Source organism: Synechococcus sp. WC10meta (assembly GCF_047461475.1).
In genome coordinates this window covers 57968-76179 of record NZ_JANSHF010000009.1, presented here as the reverse complement: position 1 = coordinate 76179, position 18212 = coordinate 57968, and the positions used below count along the sequence as shown (strand labels likewise).

At 59.8% G+C, this 18212-nt stretch carries 17 protein-coding genes; 6 read left to right on the top strand and 11 right to left on the bottom strand.

Features of this window, described 5'->3' with window-relative positions:
- Positions 1-14: 14 nt before the first annotated feature.
- The gene (gene ispG / locus NW804_RS06440) at positions 15-1259 is read right to left on the bottom strand and encodes a (E)-4-hydroxy-3-methylbut-2-enyl-diphosphate synthase (protein ID WP_414423137.1); all 1245 of its coding nucleotides are present in this window, start codon (positions 1257-1259) and stop codon (positions 15-17) included.
- A 140-nt stretch (positions 1260-1399) separates the two neighbouring features.
- Positions 1400-1927 carry a bifunctional nuclease family protein gene (locus NW804_RS06435; protein WP_414395286.1) on the bottom strand — a complete coding sequence of 176 codons (528 nt, stop codon included), beginning with the start codon at positions 1925-1927 and terminating at the stop codon, positions 1400-1402.
- A gap of 65 nt (positions 1928-1992) precedes the next feature.
- On the opposite strand from NW804_RS06435, the gene NW804_RS06430 reads away from it, so the two are divergent.
- Positions 1993-2769, top strand: a complete 777-nt coding sequence (locus tag NW804_RS06430; protein WP_414423136.1) for a cobalt-precorrin-6A reductase — start codon at positions 1993-1995, stop codon at positions 2767-2769.
- On the opposite strand, the gene NW804_RS06425 is transcribed toward NW804_RS06430, so the two are convergent.
- Complete coding sequence (locus NW804_RS06425) at positions 2766-3122, bottom strand: single-stranded DNA-binding protein (protein WP_414405070.1); 357 nt, start codon at positions 3120-3122, stop codon at positions 2766-2768. The genes NW804_RS06430 and NW804_RS06425 overlap by 4 nt on opposite strands.
- Positions 3123-3331: 209 nt before the next feature.
- Between NW804_RS06425 and NW804_RS06420 the strand changes: the two genes are divergently transcribed.
- Complete coding sequence (locus NW804_RS06420; protein ID WP_414423135.1) at positions 3332-5488, top strand: NAD(P)H-quinone oxidoreductase subunit 5; 2157 nt, start codon at positions 3332-3334, stop codon at positions 5486-5488.
- A gap of 113 nt (positions 5489-5601) precedes the next feature.
- Here the strand turns inward: NW804_RS06420 and NW804_RS06415 are convergent, their stop codons facing one another.
- Positions 5602-6252, bottom strand: a complete 651-nt coding sequence (locus NW804_RS06415) for a peroxiredoxin (protein ID WP_414395276.1) — start codon at positions 6250-6252, stop codon at positions 5602-5604.
- 322 nt (positions 6253-6574) lie between these two features.
- Between NW804_RS06415 and NW804_RS06410 the strand changes: the two genes are divergently transcribed.
- Positions 6575-7621: a hypothetical protein gene (locus NW804_RS06410; RefSeq protein ID WP_414410118.1), complete on the top strand. Its 1047-nt coding sequence runs from the start codon at positions 6575-6577 to the stop codon at positions 7619-7621.
- A gap of 7 nt (positions 7622-7628) precedes the next feature.
- On the opposite strand, the gene NW804_RS06405 is transcribed toward NW804_RS06410, so the two are convergent.
- The 4 genes from NW804_RS06405 to psbU form a co-directional block, all read right to left on the bottom strand.
- On the bottom strand, positions 7629-8465 hold the full coding sequence (locus NW804_RS06405; RefSeq protein WP_414423134.1) for an alpha/beta hydrolase: 837 nt from the start codon (positions 8463-8465) through the stop codon (positions 7629-7631).
- Between the two features lie 94 nt (positions 8466-8559).
- Positions 8560-9144 carry a type II CAAX prenyl endopeptidase Rce1 family protein gene (locus NW804_RS06400; RefSeq protein WP_414395267.1) on the bottom strand — a complete coding sequence of 195 codons (585 nt, stop codon included), beginning with the start codon at positions 9142-9144 and terminating at the stop codon, positions 8560-8562.
- Between the two features lie 106 nt (positions 9145-9250).
- Positions 9251-10330, bottom strand: coding sequence for a polysaccharide pyruvyl transferase CsaB (gene csaB / locus NW804_RS06395; RefSeq protein WP_414405066.1), 1080 nt, complete (start codon positions 10328-10330; stop codon positions 9251-9253).
- A 148-nt stretch (positions 10331-10478) separates the two neighbouring features.
- Positions 10479-10841, bottom strand: a complete 363-nt coding sequence (gene psbU / locus NW804_RS06390) for a photosystem II complex extrinsic protein PsbU (RefSeq protein WP_414395262.1) — start codon at positions 10839-10841, stop codon at positions 10479-10481.
- Between the two features lie 195 nt (positions 10842-11036).
- On the opposite strand from psbU, the gene gcvP reads away from it, so the two are divergent.
- Positions 11037-13973 (top strand): aminomethyl-transferring glycine dehydrogenase, encoded by a 2937-nt coding sequence (gene gcvP, locus NW804_RS06385; protein ID WP_414423133.1) that lies wholly within the window; start codon positions 11037-11039, stop codon positions 13971-13973.
- A 7-nt stretch (positions 13974-13980) separates the two neighbouring features.
- Here gcvP and NW804_RS06380 read toward each other — a convergent pair whose 3' ends face one another.
- The 3 genes from NW804_RS06380 to NW804_RS06370 form a co-directional block, all read right to left on the bottom strand.
- Positions 13981-14763 (bottom strand): hypothetical protein, encoded by a 783-nt coding sequence (locus tag NW804_RS06380; protein WP_414395257.1) that lies wholly within the window; start codon positions 14761-14763, stop codon positions 13981-13983.
- A 294-nt stretch (positions 14764-15057) separates the two neighbouring features.
- Positions 15058-15627 carry a hemerythrin domain-containing protein gene (locus tag NW804_RS06375; RefSeq protein ID WP_414420936.1) on the bottom strand — a complete coding sequence of 190 codons (570 nt, stop codon included), beginning with the start codon at positions 15625-15627 and terminating at the stop codon, positions 15058-15060.
- A 96-nt stretch (positions 15628-15723) separates the two neighbouring features.
- A complete protein-coding gene (locus tag NW804_RS06370; protein ID WP_414405773.1) occupies positions 15724-16596 on the bottom strand; it encodes a tRNA (5-methylaminomethyl-2-thiouridine)(34)-methyltransferase MnmD in 873 nt (290 codons plus the stop codon).
- Positions 16597-16713: 117 nt separating this feature from the next.
- Between NW804_RS06370 and accD the strand changes: the two genes are divergently transcribed.
- Both accD and NW804_RS06360 read left to right on the top strand, forming a co-directional pair.
- A complete protein-coding gene (gene accD, locus NW804_RS06365) occupies positions 16714-17658 on the top strand; it encodes an acetyl-CoA carboxylase, carboxyltransferase subunit beta (protein WP_414395249.1) in 945 nt (314 codons plus the stop codon).
- A gap of 170 nt (positions 17659-17828) precedes the next feature.
- On the top strand, positions 17829-18203 hold the full coding sequence (locus tag NW804_RS06360; protein ID WP_414423132.1) for an STAS domain-containing protein: 375 nt from the start codon (positions 17829-17831) through the stop codon (positions 18201-18203).
- Positions 18204-18212: the final 9 nt, after the last annotated feature.

The following is an 18212-nucleotide window of genomic DNA, read 5'->3' as shown; positions in this document are numbered from 1 at the left end:
AGGTACTTCCTAGGCTAACAGGAAGGGGAGCTGGCTTTTAACTTTCCAGGCGGATCCACCCAGCGACCATCGGCTTTGATGAGCTCGATCAAAGCCTGGACAGCCTCCGATTCCGGTACTCTTTTCACTTCTTCTTTGCCGCGGTAGAGGGAAATTACTCCTGGCGTCCTGCCCACATAGCCGTAGTCGGCATCGGCCATTTCCCCAGGCCCGTTGACAATGCAGCCCATGACGGCAATGTCGAGGCCCACCAGATGCTGGGTTGCCGCCCGCACCTTCTGCAGCACTTCCTCCAGGTTGAAGAGGGTACGCCCACAGGAAGGACAGGCCACGTATTCCACCATGGTCTTGCGCAGGTTGAGAGCCTGCAAAATACCGTAGGCCACCGGGATCTCTTTTTCCGGCGCTTCCGTGAGAGAGACGCGGATGGTGTCGCCAATCCCTTCGGCCAAGAGCGTCCCGATCCCTACCGCTGACTTGATGCGGCCGTACTCTCCATCCCCAGCCTCGGTTACACCCAGATGGAAGGGATAGTTTAGCCCTAGGGCGTCGAAGCGGCGAGCTGCCAAGCGGTAGGCGGCCAACATCACCTGGGGACGGGAAGCCTTGAACGAGAGAACCACATTGTGGAAGTCTTGCTCAGCGCAGATCTCGGCATACTCCAGGGCCGATTCCACCATCCCCTCAGGCGTGTCACCGTAGAGAAAGAGCATCCGCTCCGCAAGGGATCCGTGGTTGACGCCAATGCGCAGGGCTTTGTTCTGGGCCTTGAGGGCTTGTACAAGGGGGACAAAGGCCTCGCGGATCTCGCTGCGGATGGCCTCTAGCTCAGCTTTTGTGTACTCCGTGCGCCCCGGCTGCGGCTTCTCCACAACGAACAAGCCAGGATTGATGCGCACTTTGTCAACGTACTTGGCCACTTCCAGGGCCACCTTGAGACCGTTGTGGTGGACGTCAGCCACCAGCGGCACTGGCTTGTAGGTTTGAATCAGCCTCTCCCGAATGACCTCCATGGCCTTGGCGTGGGCCAGGCTGGGAACGGCAACCCGCACGATTTCCGAGCCCGCTTCGTGCAGCCGGCGAATTGCAGCCACCGCCGCGTCAATATTGAGCACGTCTTCGTTGATCATCGACTGCACCACCACTGGGTGCTGGCTGCCGATCAACACCTCGCCAACTGCCACCGTGCGGGTGGGGCGACGGGGGTAGACCGGTTCTGGGTAGGGCTGCTGGGGGTTGGGCCGCTCCAGAGTTGGCATAGCTTGCTCAAAAGGGCTGCTCTAGCTTGATTGTAGGCGGAAACGTCCCCCTAGCGGTTACCCTTAGAAAGGCTTTCCAGGCAGCCCACCGCCTGCCCTACCCAGCTCAACTCCAGCAGACGGGGAAAAAAGACAGTGACTTAGCTGTCTGCCTCTGTGGGGGAATCCGTCGGGTAGTCTGGGAGGGGTCGGTTGCGAATAAAGTCTCTGGGCGTTACGTTTTCCACAAACTTGCGGAAGGCCTCCCGCTCCGCTTCATCGGCATCCTGATTCATGGGGATCGAGGCTTCGGCAATGACCTCCTCTACCGTCCAGATGGGGGCGTGGGCTCGCAGAGCCAGGGCAATACCATCGCTGGGACGGCAGTCGATCTCCTGCTTTTTGTCACCGCTAACGGTAACCAGCACCGCATAAAAAGTGTTGTCCAGCAAGGCGTGGATAATGACCCGCTCCAGCTTGATTCCCCAGGCCTTCCAGGAGTTGAGGATAAGATCGTGGGTCATGGGACGGAGCGGCTTCTGATCATCCAACGCTTGCAAAATGGCATTGGCTTCTGCTTTTCCTACCCAGATAGGCAGAGCACGACGCCCATGGGTATCGCGCAGGATGACAATGGGGCTCTGGTTAACGGCATCAACCGCAATCCCAGCCACCTCCATCTCAATCATGGTCAACTGCCTCCAGCCTTTGGATCTCGATCGTATCTACGGGCAGAAAACTTTGGCAACACGGCATGAGCTTAATCGGGAAATCAAGGGCGGTAGCTCTCCTTGGCGGCACCCGTGAAAGCCGCTGCATAGCCCTGGCCCTTAGCCAAGAAGGGATCCCCTGGATAGCCACGGTTACCACGGAAAGGGGCAGCCGGCTCTACCAGGGTTTGCCGGGTCAGGTGATGGTCACCCGCTTCTCGGCTGCATCTTTGGAACAATTCCTGCGAGAGTACCGGATTGGCGTGCTGGTGGATGCCTCTCATCCCTTTGCCCAGCAGATCTCGCAACTGGCCATTCAGGTAACAGCCCAAGTGGGGATCCCCTACCTGCGCTACGAACGCCCTTCGGAAAATCTAGAGCCCTGGGTGCAGGTAGTGCCGGACTGGCAGGCAGTCCTAGCCGAGAGCGTGCTGGCGGGACGGCGGGTGCTCTTGACGGTGGGAGTGAAGCCGTTGCCCTTGTTTGTCCCCTGGCAGAATCGCTGCCAGTTGTACGCGCGGGTGCTGCCGGAGTCAGTTTCCCAGGCAGTGCAGGCTGGGATTGCTGCTGAGCGGGTGATTGGCAGGCGTTTGCCCCTTAGCTTTGAGGAGGAACTGCAGCTTTGGCGGAAGCTAGAGCCCCAAGTGGTTATCAGTAAGAACTCTGGAGAAGCCGGCGGTCTTCTCATTAAGCAGGCCGTGGCCAAAACCCTGGAGATCCCCCTCTTGGTGATCCAGCGGCCTTCCTTAAGCTACCCCTGGTGTAGCCAGGATTTGGCTGAGGTGGTGCGGGAGTGCAAGCGTCGGTTGGAGAGGACTTAGAACGGCTCCTCTACTGGTAGGTCAGGCTCACGATCCTGACGGGATCCCAGCAGCTCCAGCCGCTCCACGGCAATAACGGGCCGCTGGCGCTCCTCACCTGTGGATCTATCTTTCCAGCGCTCAAACTTAAGACTGCCCGTCACCCCGACGAGGCTGCCTTTACGCACATACTCTCCGGCCACTTCAGCGGTGCGCCCCCACAGCTCCAGGTTAAACCAATCGGGCTTGTCTTCACCTTTGCGGAAGCGGTTTACCGCCAGGCTAAAGGTACACACCACCTTGCCCGACTCGAAGTAGCGCACTTCCGGATCCATACCCGCCCGGCCCACTAGGGTCACCAGGTTTAGGCTCATGGGCTTTTCTCCAGACCACTGACCGCCTTTGGCTCTAGTTGTAGCGCCTGCAAGGGCATCTTGTTGCAGGAGAGGCGTTGATTGTGTTGCAAAGATTTACAATGTCAGAAGCCCCAGAGCAACTGCCAGCCTCTATCCCGTAGGCAGATGCTCACCGGCCAGCAGGGAGGGTTTACTCCGGCAAGAGGACGCATTCAGCACCGTTGGCTATGGAATTTATCTACACATACGCCTGGTTGATCCCTGTCTATCCCTTGGTGGCAGCTTTTCTACTTGGCTTGGGCATTTTGGTGTTCAACGCCTGGACAAGGGCCAACCGGGCTCTGGCTGCCTTTTTGAGTGTATTTGCGACGGGGACGGCAATGGTCCACGCCTTTGCCCTCTTGGCCAGCCAACTCCAAGGCCATGAGACTGTCCTCAAGACCATTAGCTGGGCTCAGGCGGGCTCCTTCTCCCTCGACATGGGCTTTGTGGTGGATCACCTGAGCGCCATGATGCTGGTGGTGGTGACCACGGTGGCCTTCTTGGTGCAGATCTACTCCGACGGCTACATGGCTCAGGATCCCGGCTATGTGCGTTTCTACGCCTACCTGAGCCTATTTGCTTCCTCGATGCTGGGTCTGGTTCTTAGCCCCAACCTGGTGCAGATCTACATTTTCTGGGAGCTGGTGGGGATGTGCTCCTACCTGCTGATTGGGTTTTGGTACGACCGGCAGACGGCAGCGGAGGCAGCCCAGAAGGCATTTGTCGTCAACCGGGTGGGGGACTTTGGACTGCTGCTAGGCATTTTGGGCTTTTACTGGGTCTCCGGCACTTTTGGGTTTGAGGAGCTGGCCCACAATCTAGAACAGAGGGTGGCCAGTGGGGCGGTAAGCAGCAGCCTAGTGGCCCTCTTTGCCGTGTTGGTGTTCTTGGGGCCGGTGGCCAAGTCGGCTCAGTTTCCGCTACACGTGTGGCTGCCGGATGCCATGGAAGGTCCCACGCCCATTTCCGCCCTCATCCACGCGGCCACGATGGTGGCAGCAGGGGTATTCCTGTTGGCGCGCATGTTCCCGGTGCTGGAAGGGATCCCGCTGGCCATGGATCTCATTGCCTGGACGGGGGCAGGCACGGCTTTCTTGGGGGCCAGCATTGCCATCACCCAAAACGACATCAAAAAGGGCCTGGCCTACTCCACCATTTCCCAACTGGGCTACATGGTCATGGCCATGGGATCCGGTGCCTATGGGGCTAGCTTGTTTCACCTAGTGACCCACGCCTACTTCAAGGCGCTGCTCTTTCTGTGCTCTGGCTCGGTCATCCACGGCATGGAGGCAGTGGTGGGCCACGACCCGGTTTTGGCCCAGGACATGCGTTTGATGGGGGGCCTGCGCAAATACATGCCGGTTACGGCCATTACGTTCTTAATTGGCACGCTGGCCATCTGTGGGATCCCGCCCTTTGCCGGCTTTTGGTCTAAGGATGAGATCTTGGCTTCAGTTTTTGAGCACAACCCGGCCCTCTGGGGGGTGGGCTTCCTCACGGCAGGGATCACTGCCTTCTACATGTTCCGCATCTACTTCCTCACCTTTGAAGGGGAGTTCCGCGGCACCAACCTGAGACTGCGGCAGGAGGTAGCCGTCAGCCAAGGTCGACCGGTGCCAGCTTTTGCCTATGCGTTTGCCGGGAAGGAGGCAGCCTTTGGGCCTGGAGCCATGAACATCCACGAAAAGCCCCAGCCCAGCAGCCACCCTGAAGCTGTGGAAGACGGACACGATAGGCACGGTCACGCCACCAAGCCGCATGAGTCTCCTCTGTCGATGACGATTCCGCTGGTGGCGCTGGCTGTTCCCTCGGTGCTGATTGGCTTGGTGGGTACTCCCTTTGCCAACTTCTTCGAGGCGTTCATCCCTCCGCCCAGCGAGTCGGCAACAGAGGTCAGCTCCCCCTGGGCCCAGGTGGCAGCCGAGTGGCAGGGGGTGCTCGGCGGTCACTTCAACTGGACGGAGTTTGCCATCATGGCGGGCAGCTCGGTGGGCATTGGGCTAATTGGGATTGCCCTGGCCGGTCTCATCTACTGGCAGAAGCGCCTTGATCCCAGCACTTTCCCCCGCAGCCTGCAGCCGCTGTACTACTTCTCCCTCAACAAGTGGTACCTCGACGACCTCTACGAGCGCGTCTTTGTGCGGGGCACTCGCTTTGTGGCACGGGAGGCGCTGGAAGTGGACAGCCGCATTGTGGATGGGGTGGTCAACCTGACGGGACTGGTAGCGATGGTCGGCGGCGAGGTGATGAAATACCTGGAGAATGGCAAGGCCCAGTTCTATGCCCTGATCATCTTTGCAGCGGTGGTGGTGATGGTGGTACTTGCTGGGGTTGGAATTTAGGCTGGGGCAGCGCTGCCCACACTAACAAGGATCCCCTGGCCGGGGATCCTAGCTGGGGAAGAGATCACAGCCTCCAGCAAAGAAGGGATCCCTTCCTGCCAAGTGGGTTGGACTTACTTATTGGGCTGAGGGGTGACCCGCAAGTAGGGTTTGAGCTCCTTGTAGCCCTTCGGGAACTTTTCTTTCAGCACCTCTGGATCTTGCAGGGAAGGCGGGATGATGACGTCGTCGCCATCTTTCCAGTCAGCAGGCGTAACGACGTTGTACTTATCCGACAACTGCAGAGCATCAATGACCCGCAAGATCTCATCAAAATTGCGGCCTGTGCTGGCTGGGTAGGTGATGATTAGGCGTATCTTCTTGTTGGGATCGATGATAAATACCGACCGGACGGTTAGGGGCAGCCCCTCTTGGTTGAGGTTGGTCTGATCCAGCATGCCGTAGAGCTGGGAGACCTTGCGGTCGGCATCCGCCAAAATGGGATAGGTCACCTGGGCATTCTGGGTTTCCTCAATGTCTTTCACCCAGCCAACGTGGGAGTCCACGTCGTCCACACTGAGGCCCAGCACTTTCACGCCCCGCTTCTCAAATTCGGGCATTAGCTTGGCAACCCTGCCCAGTTCGGTGGTGCAGACCGGCGTGTAGTCGGCAGGGTGCGAGAACAACACCACCCAGCTATCCCCAGCCCAGGAATAGAAGTCGATGTCGCCATGGGTGGACTTTTGCGTAAAGTTAGGGGCAGTGTCCCCAAGTCGGAGAGACATACGCTCTATCCTCCCTAAGATGCAGTGCGGTAAGACAGGGATCCGAAACCCTTCAATCCCATTTCTTTTGATCTTGCCACACAAACCCCACTTTTCCGAGCGGATTTAGGTAATTTTAAGATCATCGTCACCTTGCCGGCAGCAGGAAGGGCTCTTTGCTGCTAGGTTGCGTTTCAAACAGAACGCGCGGATCTTGACGTCCCCTTAAGTTCTTTTAAGTTCTTCGCGGGCTGCAACGAGAAGGGGTAGCATTCTAAACAAGTAAAGCAGTGGCATTCCAGGAGTATGCTGGATAACCTAGTTCCCCCCAGCAGGAGAACTAATGGAAAACGCGGAGACAGTCACAATCTATAGCTTGGCCACTCTGTGGGCCCAAAAATATGTAGACAAGCTGAGGGCGCAGGCGGCTGGGGGTGGGCCGCTAGGCCTGCAACTAGCCGACAAGGTGAAGGGATCCCTGCGCTTTGCCAGCTCCCAGGCCTGGGCGAAAACGGAAAAGCTCTTGGCTTCCGAAATACCACGGCAGGGACTGGATCCGGACTTAATCGATCCCTGGAAAATTGCGGAGGACTCTCAAAGTCTCTTTGAGCAGGCAGCCCAGAGCTGCGAGGAGGGCATCCCTCCCTCCCGCTTTTCGGTGAAGATCGCGCCCCTCTGCGGTCAACTGCGGGCTCGTTACAGCGAGCGGGATCCGCGAGTGCTCGGCTTCTTGAGCATGCAGTTCCACTACACCGGACAAATGCTGCTGCAGGCCCTGTTGCCTGAGGAGCGCAGCCTCTTCTACCCCTACTTGAAGGTGATGGACGACCACCTGTACATGCCGCTGCAGAAGATGGTCAAGGCTGCTGCCGACCAGGCGGGGGACAGTCCTTCTGTTTCTCTAGTGGCCATTCAGGAACTGTTACCCATTGTTACCAGCGTAGCTGAGTTCATCTGTGCCGAGGTGGCAGAACGTTTCAGCGGCTACTGCTGCGAGAGTGGCCCCCTGACGGATCTTGGAGTGCGGGCTTCCAGCATCCGTGATGTGGAGATGTTTCAGGTGTACCTGGGCCTCTGTGCTCTAGAAGGCAGCCTCGCCGCTGTGCAGCAGGAGCTGTTTCCCCTTTGCGTAATGCTTTATCCCCCTCTGAAGGTGGGCTGGGAGCTGGTGCGGCAGATGTTGGAGCTGCTGGACCAGTCTCTGCAATCTCGTCTGACCCCGGCTAGCTATGCCGTCTTGTTGCCTTACCTGAAAGCTGTGCAGGGCATGTTCTCGCTGGAGGTTTTCCCTGAAAACGACCCAATCTGGAGCTATCACCCCGACGTGGTGCGCTTTCTGGAGCCGGCGCGGCAGCTCTTGCAAGAACTTCTGAATCAAAAGGCCGGCTGAGTATTCCCTACTTCCCCGAGAAGCGGCTAGGCTCCACCAGCTCGGCCACAAATTGGTGCAAAAGGGGCAGGTAGCGCTCTCCGGCCACCTGCAGCAGGTTGTTGTGATCTGCTCCCTTAATGGCCACTAAGCGCTTGGGATCCCGTGCCGCTTGGTAAAGAGCTTCGGCATGCCAGAAGGGGATCAGGCGATCCTGGGTGCCGTGCAAAATCAGCAGCGGACAGTTGATGTGGGCAATGCGGCTGAGGTTGTCGAAGCGATCAAAGGGCAGCAGCGGGAGGCGGGTCAAGACGCGAAAGGCGCTTACAAAGGTCGATTCCAGGATCAGGCCCCCCACCGGCTTTTGGGTTGCCAAGTAAACCGAGGGCCCGCCTCCCACCGAGCGCCCGTAGACCAAAATTCGCTCCGGCGGGATCCCTTGGGCAATGAGATAGGCGTAGGCTGCCTCAATGTCCCTATAGGCGCCGGCCTCGGAAGGGATCCCTTCGCTGGTGCCGTAGCCCCGGTAGTCGTAGGCTAGGACGGCAAATCCTCCCTGCTGCAGGCCCACTAGGCGAGGCAAGATATCTCCCAAGTCCTCGGCGTTGCCGTGGCTGTAGAGAAGGGTATAGGTGGCTTGGGGATTGGGCAGGTACACCGCCGAAATCTGCAGGCCATCAGAGGTGGTGAGCTTGAGAATGGCATCCCCATCCTGGTAGCTGGCGGGGCGGGGCAGAAAGATCAGCCGCTCCGATTGAAACCAGCCCAGCCAGAGCAGGTAGCCGTACACCCCTAGGCCAACAAGCAGCAGGGATCGCCCCAGCCGCAGCCACGGGAAGAACCCGAAACTCAAAGGCTTGCCCATCGCTCGACTTGGCCTCCAGACCATTCCCCTCACCCTCAGACCCTCTAGGAGAGGTGGGACGGGTGGCGTGCCGGCAGCGGCGATGTCGGGCACTTCAGGATTCGGCTGGCAGGGCAGAACATTTCCAGAGGCAAACCCCAATCCAGTTGACCAGGGTGTGGGCGACGATGGTTACCAACAAGTTTCCCGACAGCCACACTCCCATCCCCAGCAGAATGCCCACGGCGCTGGCCCAGAGGGCATAGGGCCAACCCTGCCACTCTAGCCAATGCAAAACCCCAAACAAGAAGCCGCTCAAGAGGATTCCACCCGTCCACCCCAAGGGGCTGGCCGCCAGGGCTGCCATCAGCACGCCGCGAAATAGCCATTCCTCGCTCCAGCCCGGCAGCACCCCCACCCAGAAGATATCCCGCCACTGCAAGGGATCCGCCACGAGGTGCAAGTAGCTAGAGGCCGCCCGGCGATAGGCTGGCCAAAGCCAGTAAGCCCCGCCGCTAAGCAGCGCCACCCCCAGACCCAGGGCTGCCCCCCAGGCCAAAGCCAGGGGATCCCAGCGAAAGGGTACCGATAGGGATCCCAGCCAGATCCAGAGGCCAGCGATGAGCGCCAGGAGCAGGCTGGTCAGGCTCATCCCCATCAAGATCTGTTGGCGCGTGCAGGGCTGAATCTCGGCACTCATGGGAAGGGTCGCTCGGGCACCCTATTCCCAGCGTAGAGCGAATCCCGACGAGAACGGCTATGCTTTCCCCAGCCCTCGAGGGCGGAGCTTGGGATTCCCCCTTTTTTCAAGACAAGTGCTGCCTCAGCAACTGGGCGTGCTGGGCCGATCGCTCTACCCAAACGGCCACCTGGTCAGGGCTGAGGGCTGGCCCGTCGGCATAGCAGGCTAGCCAAGCCTGGTGCAGCGCCTCGGGATCTTCCGGGATCTCCTCTAGATCCCAGCCGGGCATGCCCAATTCCTCAAGCAGCGTTTTCACTTTGGGATCGTAGCTGAGGCCAAAGCAGGCACAGCCCTCGGCTGCCGCCATCACCAAGCCGTGGTAGCGCATAACAATGGCCAATCTCACCCCCCGAAAGACCCCCTTTAAAAGATAGGGATCCCGGATTTCCACCACCTGGCTGTGGTGGGGCAGGCGATGGTAAAGCTGCTGGGCCAAGTGGTAGTCTGGCCCTAGGTCAAGGGATCCGGGAGGAGCTAGCTGAAAGGGCACGAAAAGAAGATAGGCCCCCGTGGCAGCCTGGAGGCGTCGCAAGGCTTCCGCCAAAGTTTCCAGTCGCGCTGGAGTAAGCTGGGGATGCTGCCGTAGGACCACAGCAATGCGGGGCTGAGGCCACGTCTCCCATTCGGGCAAAGTTTTGGCAGGCAGGCCCCAAACCGGATCCGGGGCTACTTGGTGGGGGATCCCCCACTCCTGGAGGTAGCGGGAGGCCACTCCGTCACGCACGCTGATGGCTGTACAGCTTGCTAGAGAGTGGCGGGCCAGCTTGCGGATCCAGCGCCGCTCCAAGGGGCCGATCCCCTGCGCCCAAGCCAAGGTTTTCAGACCCCGCCGCTGGGCCCAGAGCATCAGTCCCAGGTAGTAGAGGGGGCTGCGCCAACTGGTGCGATCCTGCAGCAAGCTACCCCCGCCCCAGATGAAAGCCTGAGCCTGGGCCAAACAGCGCTGCAAAGCCCAGGCATCAAAGCGTGGACAGGCCAGCACCCCATAGGTGGCAGCGGTTGCCTCAGGGCAGGGAGAAAGCACCACCGGCTGTACGGGGTTGGGCAACTGCCGGAGCTGCTGCAGCAGAACCAACAACAAGGCCTCGTCGCCGGCATTGCCGTAGCCGTAGTAGCCACAGATCAAAACCTGTGGCCGTTTCATCGCGCCTCCTCGGCTGGTTTGCCCCAGACGGAATCCTCAGGGTTTGCTGGAGAGCTCTGGGGATCCCAGCGCCAGCAGGCAAGGGACTCGGGAAGCCCCTCTACCCGCTAGACGTGTCGTACTAGGGGAATTGCACTTCTTGGGAGAATCAGCCGTAGTAGCCTTGGTTAATGCGGTTTTCCAGCTGGCTAGCCCCTTCGCGGTACTCTCCAAACACAAAGTTCTCCGCATTGGCCCTAATCAGCGCCTTTTGCTGCTCTGTCAGCTCCGGGATCTTCAGCATGTCCTCTAGGCTCTTGTAGGGAGCGTTTTTCACCAGGATGCGAGCCAGAGTAGGGTAGAAGCCAGGCAACTGGCGGTAGTTGCGCAGGATGGTGTTGTTGACGTCAATGGGAGTGTCAAGGTGTCTTACCGGCGGCAGCTCCGCCGCCACGGCAGGGATCCCCAAGGAGGCCAAGCCCAGGCAAAGCAGCAAGAGGAAGGGCAACCAAGTCGACAGCAGCCGGCGCATAGCACCACCTCTCCAGACAGGGTTGAAAGCAGCCATACCAACGCTCACGGGATAGATTTTAGTGTCTCATCCTCGCTACCTTGCATCGAGCCTCAAACTCGGATTTGTATACCGGCGGAAATAATTTTTAACAACTATGATCAGGAAACAGCTCGCTTGCAGCTGGCTGACTTCCTCTTGCCCTTAGCTTGTCCTATGTCCAACTCCACACAGCTCCACCCCCATCCCCTTGGCTCCTCTGGGCAGCACGCTCTTCAACCTCCCCTTGCCCCCGATCCTGAGCTAGAGCTGCTAGAGCAGCGGGAACTCTTCGTCTGGCGGCACCTCGGGCCGGATGCCGGGCAGATCCGCCAGATGCTGCAGGCCCTGGGGCTGAGCTCCCTCCGAGAGCTAGTGGAAAAGGCAGTGCCAGCAACCCTTCGCAGCAATCGGCCCTTGCAGTTGGGATCTCCCTGCAGCGAGCAGGAGGTGTTGGCGGAGCTGAGGGCAATGGCGGCCCAGAACCAGGTGTGGCGCTCTTTTTTGGGCATGGGCTATTCCAACTGCCTGACGCCGCCGGTAATTCAGCGCAACATCCTGGAAAACCCTGCCTGGTACACGCCCTACACTCCCTACCAGGCGGAGATTGCCCAGGGGCGGCTAGAAGCCCTGCTCAACTTCCAGACGATGGTTGTGGATCTAACGGGAATGGAGATCGCCAACGCCTCTCTACTGGACGAGGCGACTGCGGCTGCCGAAGCCATGAGCCTGGCCTACACCTTGGCGGGCAAGCGATCTCCAGTTTTTTGGGTGGACTGTGGCTGCCATCCCCAGACCATTGCCGTAGTGCAGACACGGGCAGAGCCCTTGGGGATCCAGGTGCGCGTGGCGGATCCTTTGCAGTTTGAGCTTGAGCATGGCTTTGGCGTGCTCTTACAGTATCCCAACACCTACGGGGAGATCCGGGATTACCGCGACCTGGTGGAGCGGGCCCACCAAAGAGAGATGGTGGTAACGGTAGCCGCCGACTTGCTCAGCCTAACTCTCTTGCAACCGCCAGGAGAATGGGGGGCGGACGTTGTGGTGGGAACCACCCAGCGCTTCGGGGTGCCCCTGGGCTACGGCGGCCCCCATGCGGCTTACTTTGCCACCCGTGAGGCCCACAAACGGCTGCTGCCGGGGCGCCTGGTGGGGATCTCCCAAGATGCCCAGGGAAGGCCGGCCCTACGCTTGGCCTTGCAAACCCGAGAGCAGCACATCCGTCGCGACAAGGCCACCAGCAACATCTGCACCGCCCAGGTGCTCTTGGCCGTGGTAGCCTCCATGTATGCCGTCTACCACGGCCCGCGCGGCCTGCGGCAAATTGCCGAACGCATCCACCGCCAGGCCCATCAGCTAGCCGCCGCAATCCGCCAGTTGGGCTACAAGGTGGGGCCAGAGTATTTCTTTGACACCTTCTGGGTAAGGGCAGCCTCCCCAGAGCAGGTGCAGCAGCTCCAGGAGCGGGCCGCCCAGAAGCGCATTAACCTGCGGCGGATTAACGACGTCACCCTGGGGATCAGCTTGGACGAGGCCACCACCGATCAGGACCTGCGCGATCTCTGGCAGATCTTTGCCGGTTCTGAAGAGCCAGGCTGGGATCCCGAGGGCCTGGGTTTGGATCCCAACCAAAGCCTGCCGCCTCAGCTCTTGCGCTCCACTCCCTACCTCACCCATCCGGTGTTCAACCGCTACCACTCGGAAACAGAGCTGCAGCGCTATATCCACCGTCTGCAGAGCCGGGATCTCTCCCTCGTCCACGCGATGATCCCCCTCGGCTCCTGCACCATGAAGCTCAATGCCGCAGCAGAGATGCTGCCCATAACCTGGCCGGAGTTTGCCCAGCTCCACCCCTTTGTGCCCCTGGAGCAGGCGCGGGGCTATCAAACCCTCTTTGCCCAGCTGGAGCGGATGCTGGCGGAGATCACGGGCTTTGCCGGTGTCTCCCTGCAGCCCAACGCCGGCTCCCAGGGGGAATATGCCGGCTTGCTGGCCATTCGCCGCTATCACCAAGCCCGCGGGGAAAGCCAGCGCCAGGTGTGCCTGATCCCTACTTCCGCCCATGGCACCAACCCCGCTAGCGCCGTCATGGCGGGGATGCAGGTAGTGAGCGTGGCCTGCGACAGGGCCGGCAACATTGACCTCGAAGACCTGCGGGCCAAGGTGGAGCAGCATCGGGAACGCCTGGCAGCTTTGATGATCACCTACCCTTCCACCCATGGGGTGTTTGAGGAGGGGATCCGCGAGATTTGCCAGATGATCCACGAGGCGGGGGGTCAGGTGTACATGGATGGGGCCAACCTCAATGCCCAGGTGGGCCTCTGCCGTCCTGCGGAGCTGGGAGCCGATGTCTGCCACCTTAACCTGCACAAGACCTTCTGCATCCCCCACGGCGGGGGCGGGCCGGGGGTGGGGCCCATTGCGGTTGCCCATCACCTACTGCCCTATTTGCCTGGCCATCCCTTTTTGCGCGGCTGCAACGGCCCGGTCAGCGCCGCCCCTTGGGGCAGTGCCAGCATCCTGCCCATTGCCTGGGCCTACATCCGCCTCATGGGATCCGCTGGCCTCACCCTGGCCACCCAGGTGGCCATCCTCAACGCCAATTACATTGCCAGGCGGCTGGATCCCTACTACCCAGTGCTCTACAAAGGGCCGGGGGGGTGGGTGGCCCACGAGTGCATCTTGGACTTGCGCCCCCTCAAGAAAAGCGCCGGCATTGAGGTAGAAGATGTAGCCAAGCGGCTGATGGACTACGGCTTCCATGCCCCCACCATCTCTTGGCCGGTGCCGGGGACAATGATGGTGGAGCCCACCGAGAGCGAATCCCTGGAGGAACTGGATCGCTTCTGCGAGGCGATGATTGCCATTCGCCAAGAGATTGCTGCCATTGAGCGGGGCGAGATGGATCCCGTGCGCAATCCCCTTAAACTTGCCCCCCACACCGCCGAGGTGGTGGCCGCTGACTACTGGGATCGCCCCTACCCCCGCTCCCTGGCTGCCTACCCCCTTCCGTGGGTGAAAAGCCGAAAGTTTTGGCCCAGTGTCAGCCGCATCGACAACGCCTACGGGGATCGCCACCTAGTGTGCAGTTGTCAACCCTGGCTAGAAGGCTAACTCTGAATCAAGCCGCCTGCGGCTCCATCTGGGCCAGCTCTGAGCAAGAGGAGAGGAGTTGCTCGGCCTCTGGCACAAGGCGCTCATTCTCTTGCAGCGAGGCCAGCACCAGCGGCAGCACCTCCCTATCGGCCTCAACGGCCTTCTCTGTTTCTTGCAGGAGGTTTACCGAGTCCTCGGTAAGCAGGTCAGCCACCTGAGACAGCTGCGCCTTCAGCAAGGCATTCTCTTGCTCCAATTGAGCCAGCCGCTCCTGCAGGCTATCAATTTGCCGATCCCGCTCTCCCAGGGCTGCTTCTAGCTCACGGTTGCGGGCCTCCAACCCTTGGCGGGCTGCCTCTAGGTGGTTCAGCCGTTCTGTCAAGCTTGCTAGTTCACCCTCCAAGTTGGTGAGGCCACTCACTTGTTCCAGAAGTTGGGCATTCTCCGCCTTCAGTTTCTCAGTCAACGCCTGAGCGCTCACCAGATCTGCTTTGGTGGACTCCAGCTCGTGACAGACTTGGTCATGTCTGGCAATCAGCTCGCCCAGCCGAGCTTCTTTCTCCTGCAGGTCTCCTTGCAGGGAACGAATCAAGCGATCCCTCTGTTCGACACACTGCTGTAACTGTTCGATGTGCTGTTGTAAGATGGGCAGTTTAACCAAAGCCTTCTGGGCCGTGCCAAGAAGTTTCCTGAAGCTCTCCTGCAGGCGGCTGTGGGATTGATCCAGTTTGTCGAAAGCTTCGTTAAGGGAAAGGTAGGCCTCGCATAGTTTCATATAGCGCTGGGCCAGAGAAGGAGAGTAATCCATGGTGGGGGCTCCAGGTGGGACATTGCCTCTATTTTATCGATCCTTTTTTAAAAGCATTGTTTGCTACAAACACCTTGGGATTAATCTTGCTTTAACGTTTTCGCCTCAGTCTTCACCGGGATAAACTCCATGGCACTGCCTTCGGGCCAGCTTTGGATTCCAGGCTGACATGGGTTTAGGCCCTAGGAATCTGCCTGGGTCAGAAATCCTCCCCGGCTGGCAACAACTGCAAGAGAGGACTGACGCAACCCCCGTCGGCTAGAGAGTAGCGGCCAGCGCTGCGTCTTGGGAGGGCTAGCAGCGTTCAGGGGACAAGACAGGGCGGGTTACCGCTTGTCGCTCCCACTCCTCCATTTTGGTGCGACGGCTGTTGGCGGAACTTTGGAAGGTAGTGCTAGCCTGCAGCCGTTTGCGGAACAGGCGCAGTTGCTGCTCTTCCGCCTCGAGAGAAACATGTTGGGCAAAGAGCGGCTGTACAACTTTCTCCTCCTGCATAAACTGAGCCCGCAATTGCTGGTACAGATGCAGGGCTGCCCCCAGATCCAACCGCTGCGGGTCACGCTCCGCCTGGTGCAAAAAGCAAGTCAACTCCGGGATCTGATCCCGCATCTGCTGCTCCAACCCATCGAGCTGGCTGAGGCGGTCAGGATCCGCCCCTAGAGCCGCCCTAAGCAGGGGGTAGAGGGCGTGGCGCTCCAATTGAATGTGGCGGGAGAGGCGCTGCCGCAACTTTTGGACAAAGAGGCGCTGCTGCTCCAGATCCACCTGAGAAGCTCGGGACAGGTTCAGAAAGGCCTGCAGGATGACCCGGTGCTGATTGGCCCAAAGACCAACCAATGTACCGCCAGCGGGGGAGGAAGCCACGGCTACCTCAGGAAATCGCTCTCTTCATCGTAACTTTACTTCATCAAGACAAGATTAGGAAGCGAGGCAGTAGACTCCCGCCTCTTTCCTCCTGAATTAGGTTTGGCCAAGCCAGCGGCGTTTCCAGGCAGAAGTGGGCTCAAGGGGTGAAGTTTGCTGTTCTCGCTGGCGCTGCAGCCGGATTTGGGCTCTGTCTCCCCTCAAGGTGGGATCCCGGTAGGGCACAGCGGCGCGGGTTTTCAGGTGCTCCCACTCCATAGGCGAGAGAGGCGGTAGGTAGTCTGGCTGAGGTGAGGCCACCGTGCCCGGCCAGGGGCGGCCCAGCGGGGGCGTAGAGCCGATAAACAGCCCCGCCTCCAGGAGAGCTGCCCGCACTGCCGCTGCACAGGAATAGGTGGCCAAGATGCCGCTGGGGCGCATTCGCTCAGCCACCGCCCGCAAGAAGTCCACCGTCCACAACTCCGGGCAAACGGCAGGAGAAAAGGGATCCAAAAACACCGCGTCCGCCCATCCCCGCGGCACCTGGAATAGGGTTTGGCGGGCATCTCCCCACAGCAGAGTTCCGCGCCAGCGGGGTGATTGCCAGGATCCCTTCTCGATAAAGTGTTGCCACTCCTGGCTAAAGCTCCAAGTGGATCCCACCCCCACCTGCCAGGCCTGGCGGGGCACCTCTGGGGATCGCTCTAGGCCAATGACTTCCACGCGGCAGTCGGGCCGCACCTGCCAAATTGTCTCCAAGGCGAGGCCGGAGTTGTAGCCAAGGCCAAAGCAGATATCCAAAAGGCAGATGGGCTCCTTGGGGTCCCGCTCCAGGGGCAGCCGATCCAGCCGGCAAGGGCGGACGAACTTCTCCAGCGCCTCCTGGGCAGCGCCGCTGACGTTGTGGAAAGCCTGCCCGAACTCCTGAGAGAAAAAAGTCAGGGAACCATCCCCTGTGGTCAGTACCTGCCACTGGGTCTCTGGAGTCATGGTCTCTATCCAGTTTGGCAATTGCCTGAGGGCTTGAAGACGTTAAGATAAATTTCAAGGCTTACCAGCAGGGCCTGAGGATCTCAGCACTTGCTATCCTCAGCCATGGGAGGAACCATGTCTCTACTGGATTGGTTTGCCGAGCGGCGCAAGCAGACTTCCCTTAACTTAACTGGCAGTAGCCCCTTTGACAAAGAGCGGCAAGTGCGGGAGATTGCCGACGGCCTCTGGCAGAAGTGTCCAGCTTGCGACGCCCTCACCTACACCAAGGATCTGCAGCAGAACTGGCAGGTTTGCCCGAGCTGCGGCTACCACTATCGCATTACCGCCCCAGAGCGGCTGCAACAGCTTTTGGATCCCGGCTCCTGGCAGCCCCTCGACGACCACCTGGCGCCTACCGATCCGCTCCACTTTTTTGACCAAAAGCCTTACAGCGAGCGTTTGGCCTCTTACCAAGAGCGCACCCAGCTCAAGGATGCCGTCCTGACCGGGCTGGGCACTTTGGAAGGCAGGAGGGTGGCCATTGGGGTCATGGATTTCCGCTTCATGGGCGGCAGCATGGGCTCGGTAGTCGGCGAGAAGATCACCCGCCTTACCGAACGGGCCACCTGCGATCACCTGCCCCTGATCATTTTCTCGGCCTCGGGGGGAGCCCGCATGCAGGAAGGGATCCTCAGCCTCATGCAGATGGCCAAGACAGCAGCCGCCCTGCAGAGGCACCGCGAAGCCGGGCAGTTGTTTATTTCGGTACTTACCCATCCCACCTACGGGGGAGTAACAGCCAGCTTTGCCATGTTGGGGGATTTGATCCTAGCTGAGCCGGGTGCCCAGGTGGGGTTTGCCGGGCCCAATGTTATCGAGCAAACCATCGGCAAGGGCAAGCTTCCAGAGGGTTTCCAGACTGCCGAATACCTGCTGGCTCACGGGCTTATCGACGCAATTGTGCCGCGGACCGAGCTGCGCAAGCGCTTGGCCCAGTTGCTGGCTATGCACCGCCCTCGCTTGCCCAGGTCCCTTCCCGCGTTCGATTCGACTTACGCCCTCGATCCGGCCAAAGTCTGAATAAAGTCCCATTGGAGAGGTGGATGACTGGGGAAGCCAGATCTAGCTAGCTCCCGTCTTCCCTTTTGGCTGCAAAAGAAGTTTCCAGCGCAAGCTGTATAGCGGAGTTTTCGCGGGATTTTCTGCAACCGAGGGTGCTAAGGTGGGGCATGAGGTTTTGACGGGAAACGATGAATTTTAAGCTGCGCATCCGTACCGCTGAAACTCCGCAAGGGCAAAAGCTAGCCATTGTGCCCCTGGAGGGTCGTTTTGATGCCAAGGCCGCTTCCGAAGCCCGGCAGGTGCTGCAGCAGGTTTTGGATTTTGGCTACACCAACCTGTTGATCGACATGTCAGCGGTTACTTTTATGGATAGCTCCGGCCTGGGGGTGCTGATCTCAGCCTTGCGCAAGTGCCGGGCTGCCGGTGGCAATCTCGGCCTCTGTGGCGTTCCCGAAAGCGTCGCCCTTGTCCTCCGCCTGACCTCAATGGAAAAGGTCTTGACCTGTTTTGACGACCTGGAAACGGGCATCGCCAACTTCCCCACCGCTTCCTCCGACCCCTAGCCGATACCT

Coding starts and splice junctions, on each gene's coding strand:
- ispG (WP_414423137.1), bottom strand. CDS start 1,259: ATGCCAACTCTGGAGCGGCCCAACCCCCAGCAGCCCTACCCAGAACCG.
- NW804_RS06435 (WP_414395286.1), bottom strand. CDS start 1,927: ATGATTGAGATGGAGGTGGCTGGGATTGCGGTTGATGCCGTTAACCAG.
- NW804_RS06430 (WP_414423136.1), top strand. CDS start 1,993: ATGAGCTTAATCGGGAAATCAAGGGCGGTAGCTCTCCTTGGCGGCACC.
- NW804_RS06425 (WP_414405070.1), bottom strand. CDS start 3,122: ATGAGCCTAAACCTGGTGACCCTAGTGGGCCGGGCGGGTATGGATCCG.
- NW804_RS06420 (WP_414423135.1), top strand. CDS start 3,332: ATGGAATTTATCTACACATACGCCTGGTTGATCCCTGTCTATCCCTTG.
- NW804_RS06415 (WP_414395276.1), bottom strand. CDS start 6,252: ATGTCTCTCCGACTTGGGGACACTGCCCCTAACTTTACGCAAAAGTCC.
- NW804_RS06410 (WP_414410118.1), top strand. CDS start 6,575: ATGGAAAACGCGGAGACAGTCACAATCTATAGCTTGGCCACTCTGTGG.
- NW804_RS06405 (WP_414423134.1), bottom strand. CDS start 8,465: ATGGGCAAGCCTTTGAGTTTCGGGTTCTTCCCGTGGCTGCGGCTGGGG.
- NW804_RS06400 (WP_414395267.1), bottom strand. CDS start 9,144: ATGAGTGCCGAGATTCAGCCCTGCACGCGCCAACAGATCTTGATGGGG.
- csaB (WP_414405066.1), bottom strand. CDS start 10,330: ATGAAACGGCCACAGGTTTTGATCTGTGGCTACTACGGCTACGGCAAT.
- psbU (WP_414395262.1), bottom strand. CDS start 10,841: ATGCGCCGGCTGCTGTCGACTTGGTTGCCCTTCCTCTTGCTGCTTTGC.
- gcvP (WP_414423133.1), top strand. CDS start 11,037: ATGTCCAACTCCACACAGCTCCACCCCCATCCCCTTGGCTCCTCTGGG.
- NW804_RS06380 (WP_414395257.1), bottom strand. CDS start 14,763: ATGGATTACTCTCCTTCTCTGGCCCAGCGCTATATGAAACTATGCGAG.
- NW804_RS06370 (WP_414405773.1), bottom strand. CDS start 16,596: ATGACTCCAGAGACCCAGTGGCAGGTACTGACCACAGGGGATGGTTCC.
- accD (WP_414395249.1), top strand. CDS start 16,714: ATGTCTCTACTGGATTGGTTTGCCGAGCGGCGCAAGCAGACTTCCCTT.
- NW804_RS06360 (WP_414423132.1), top strand. CDS start 17,829: ATGAATTTTAAGCTGCGCATCCGTACCGCTGAAACTCCGCAAGGGCAA.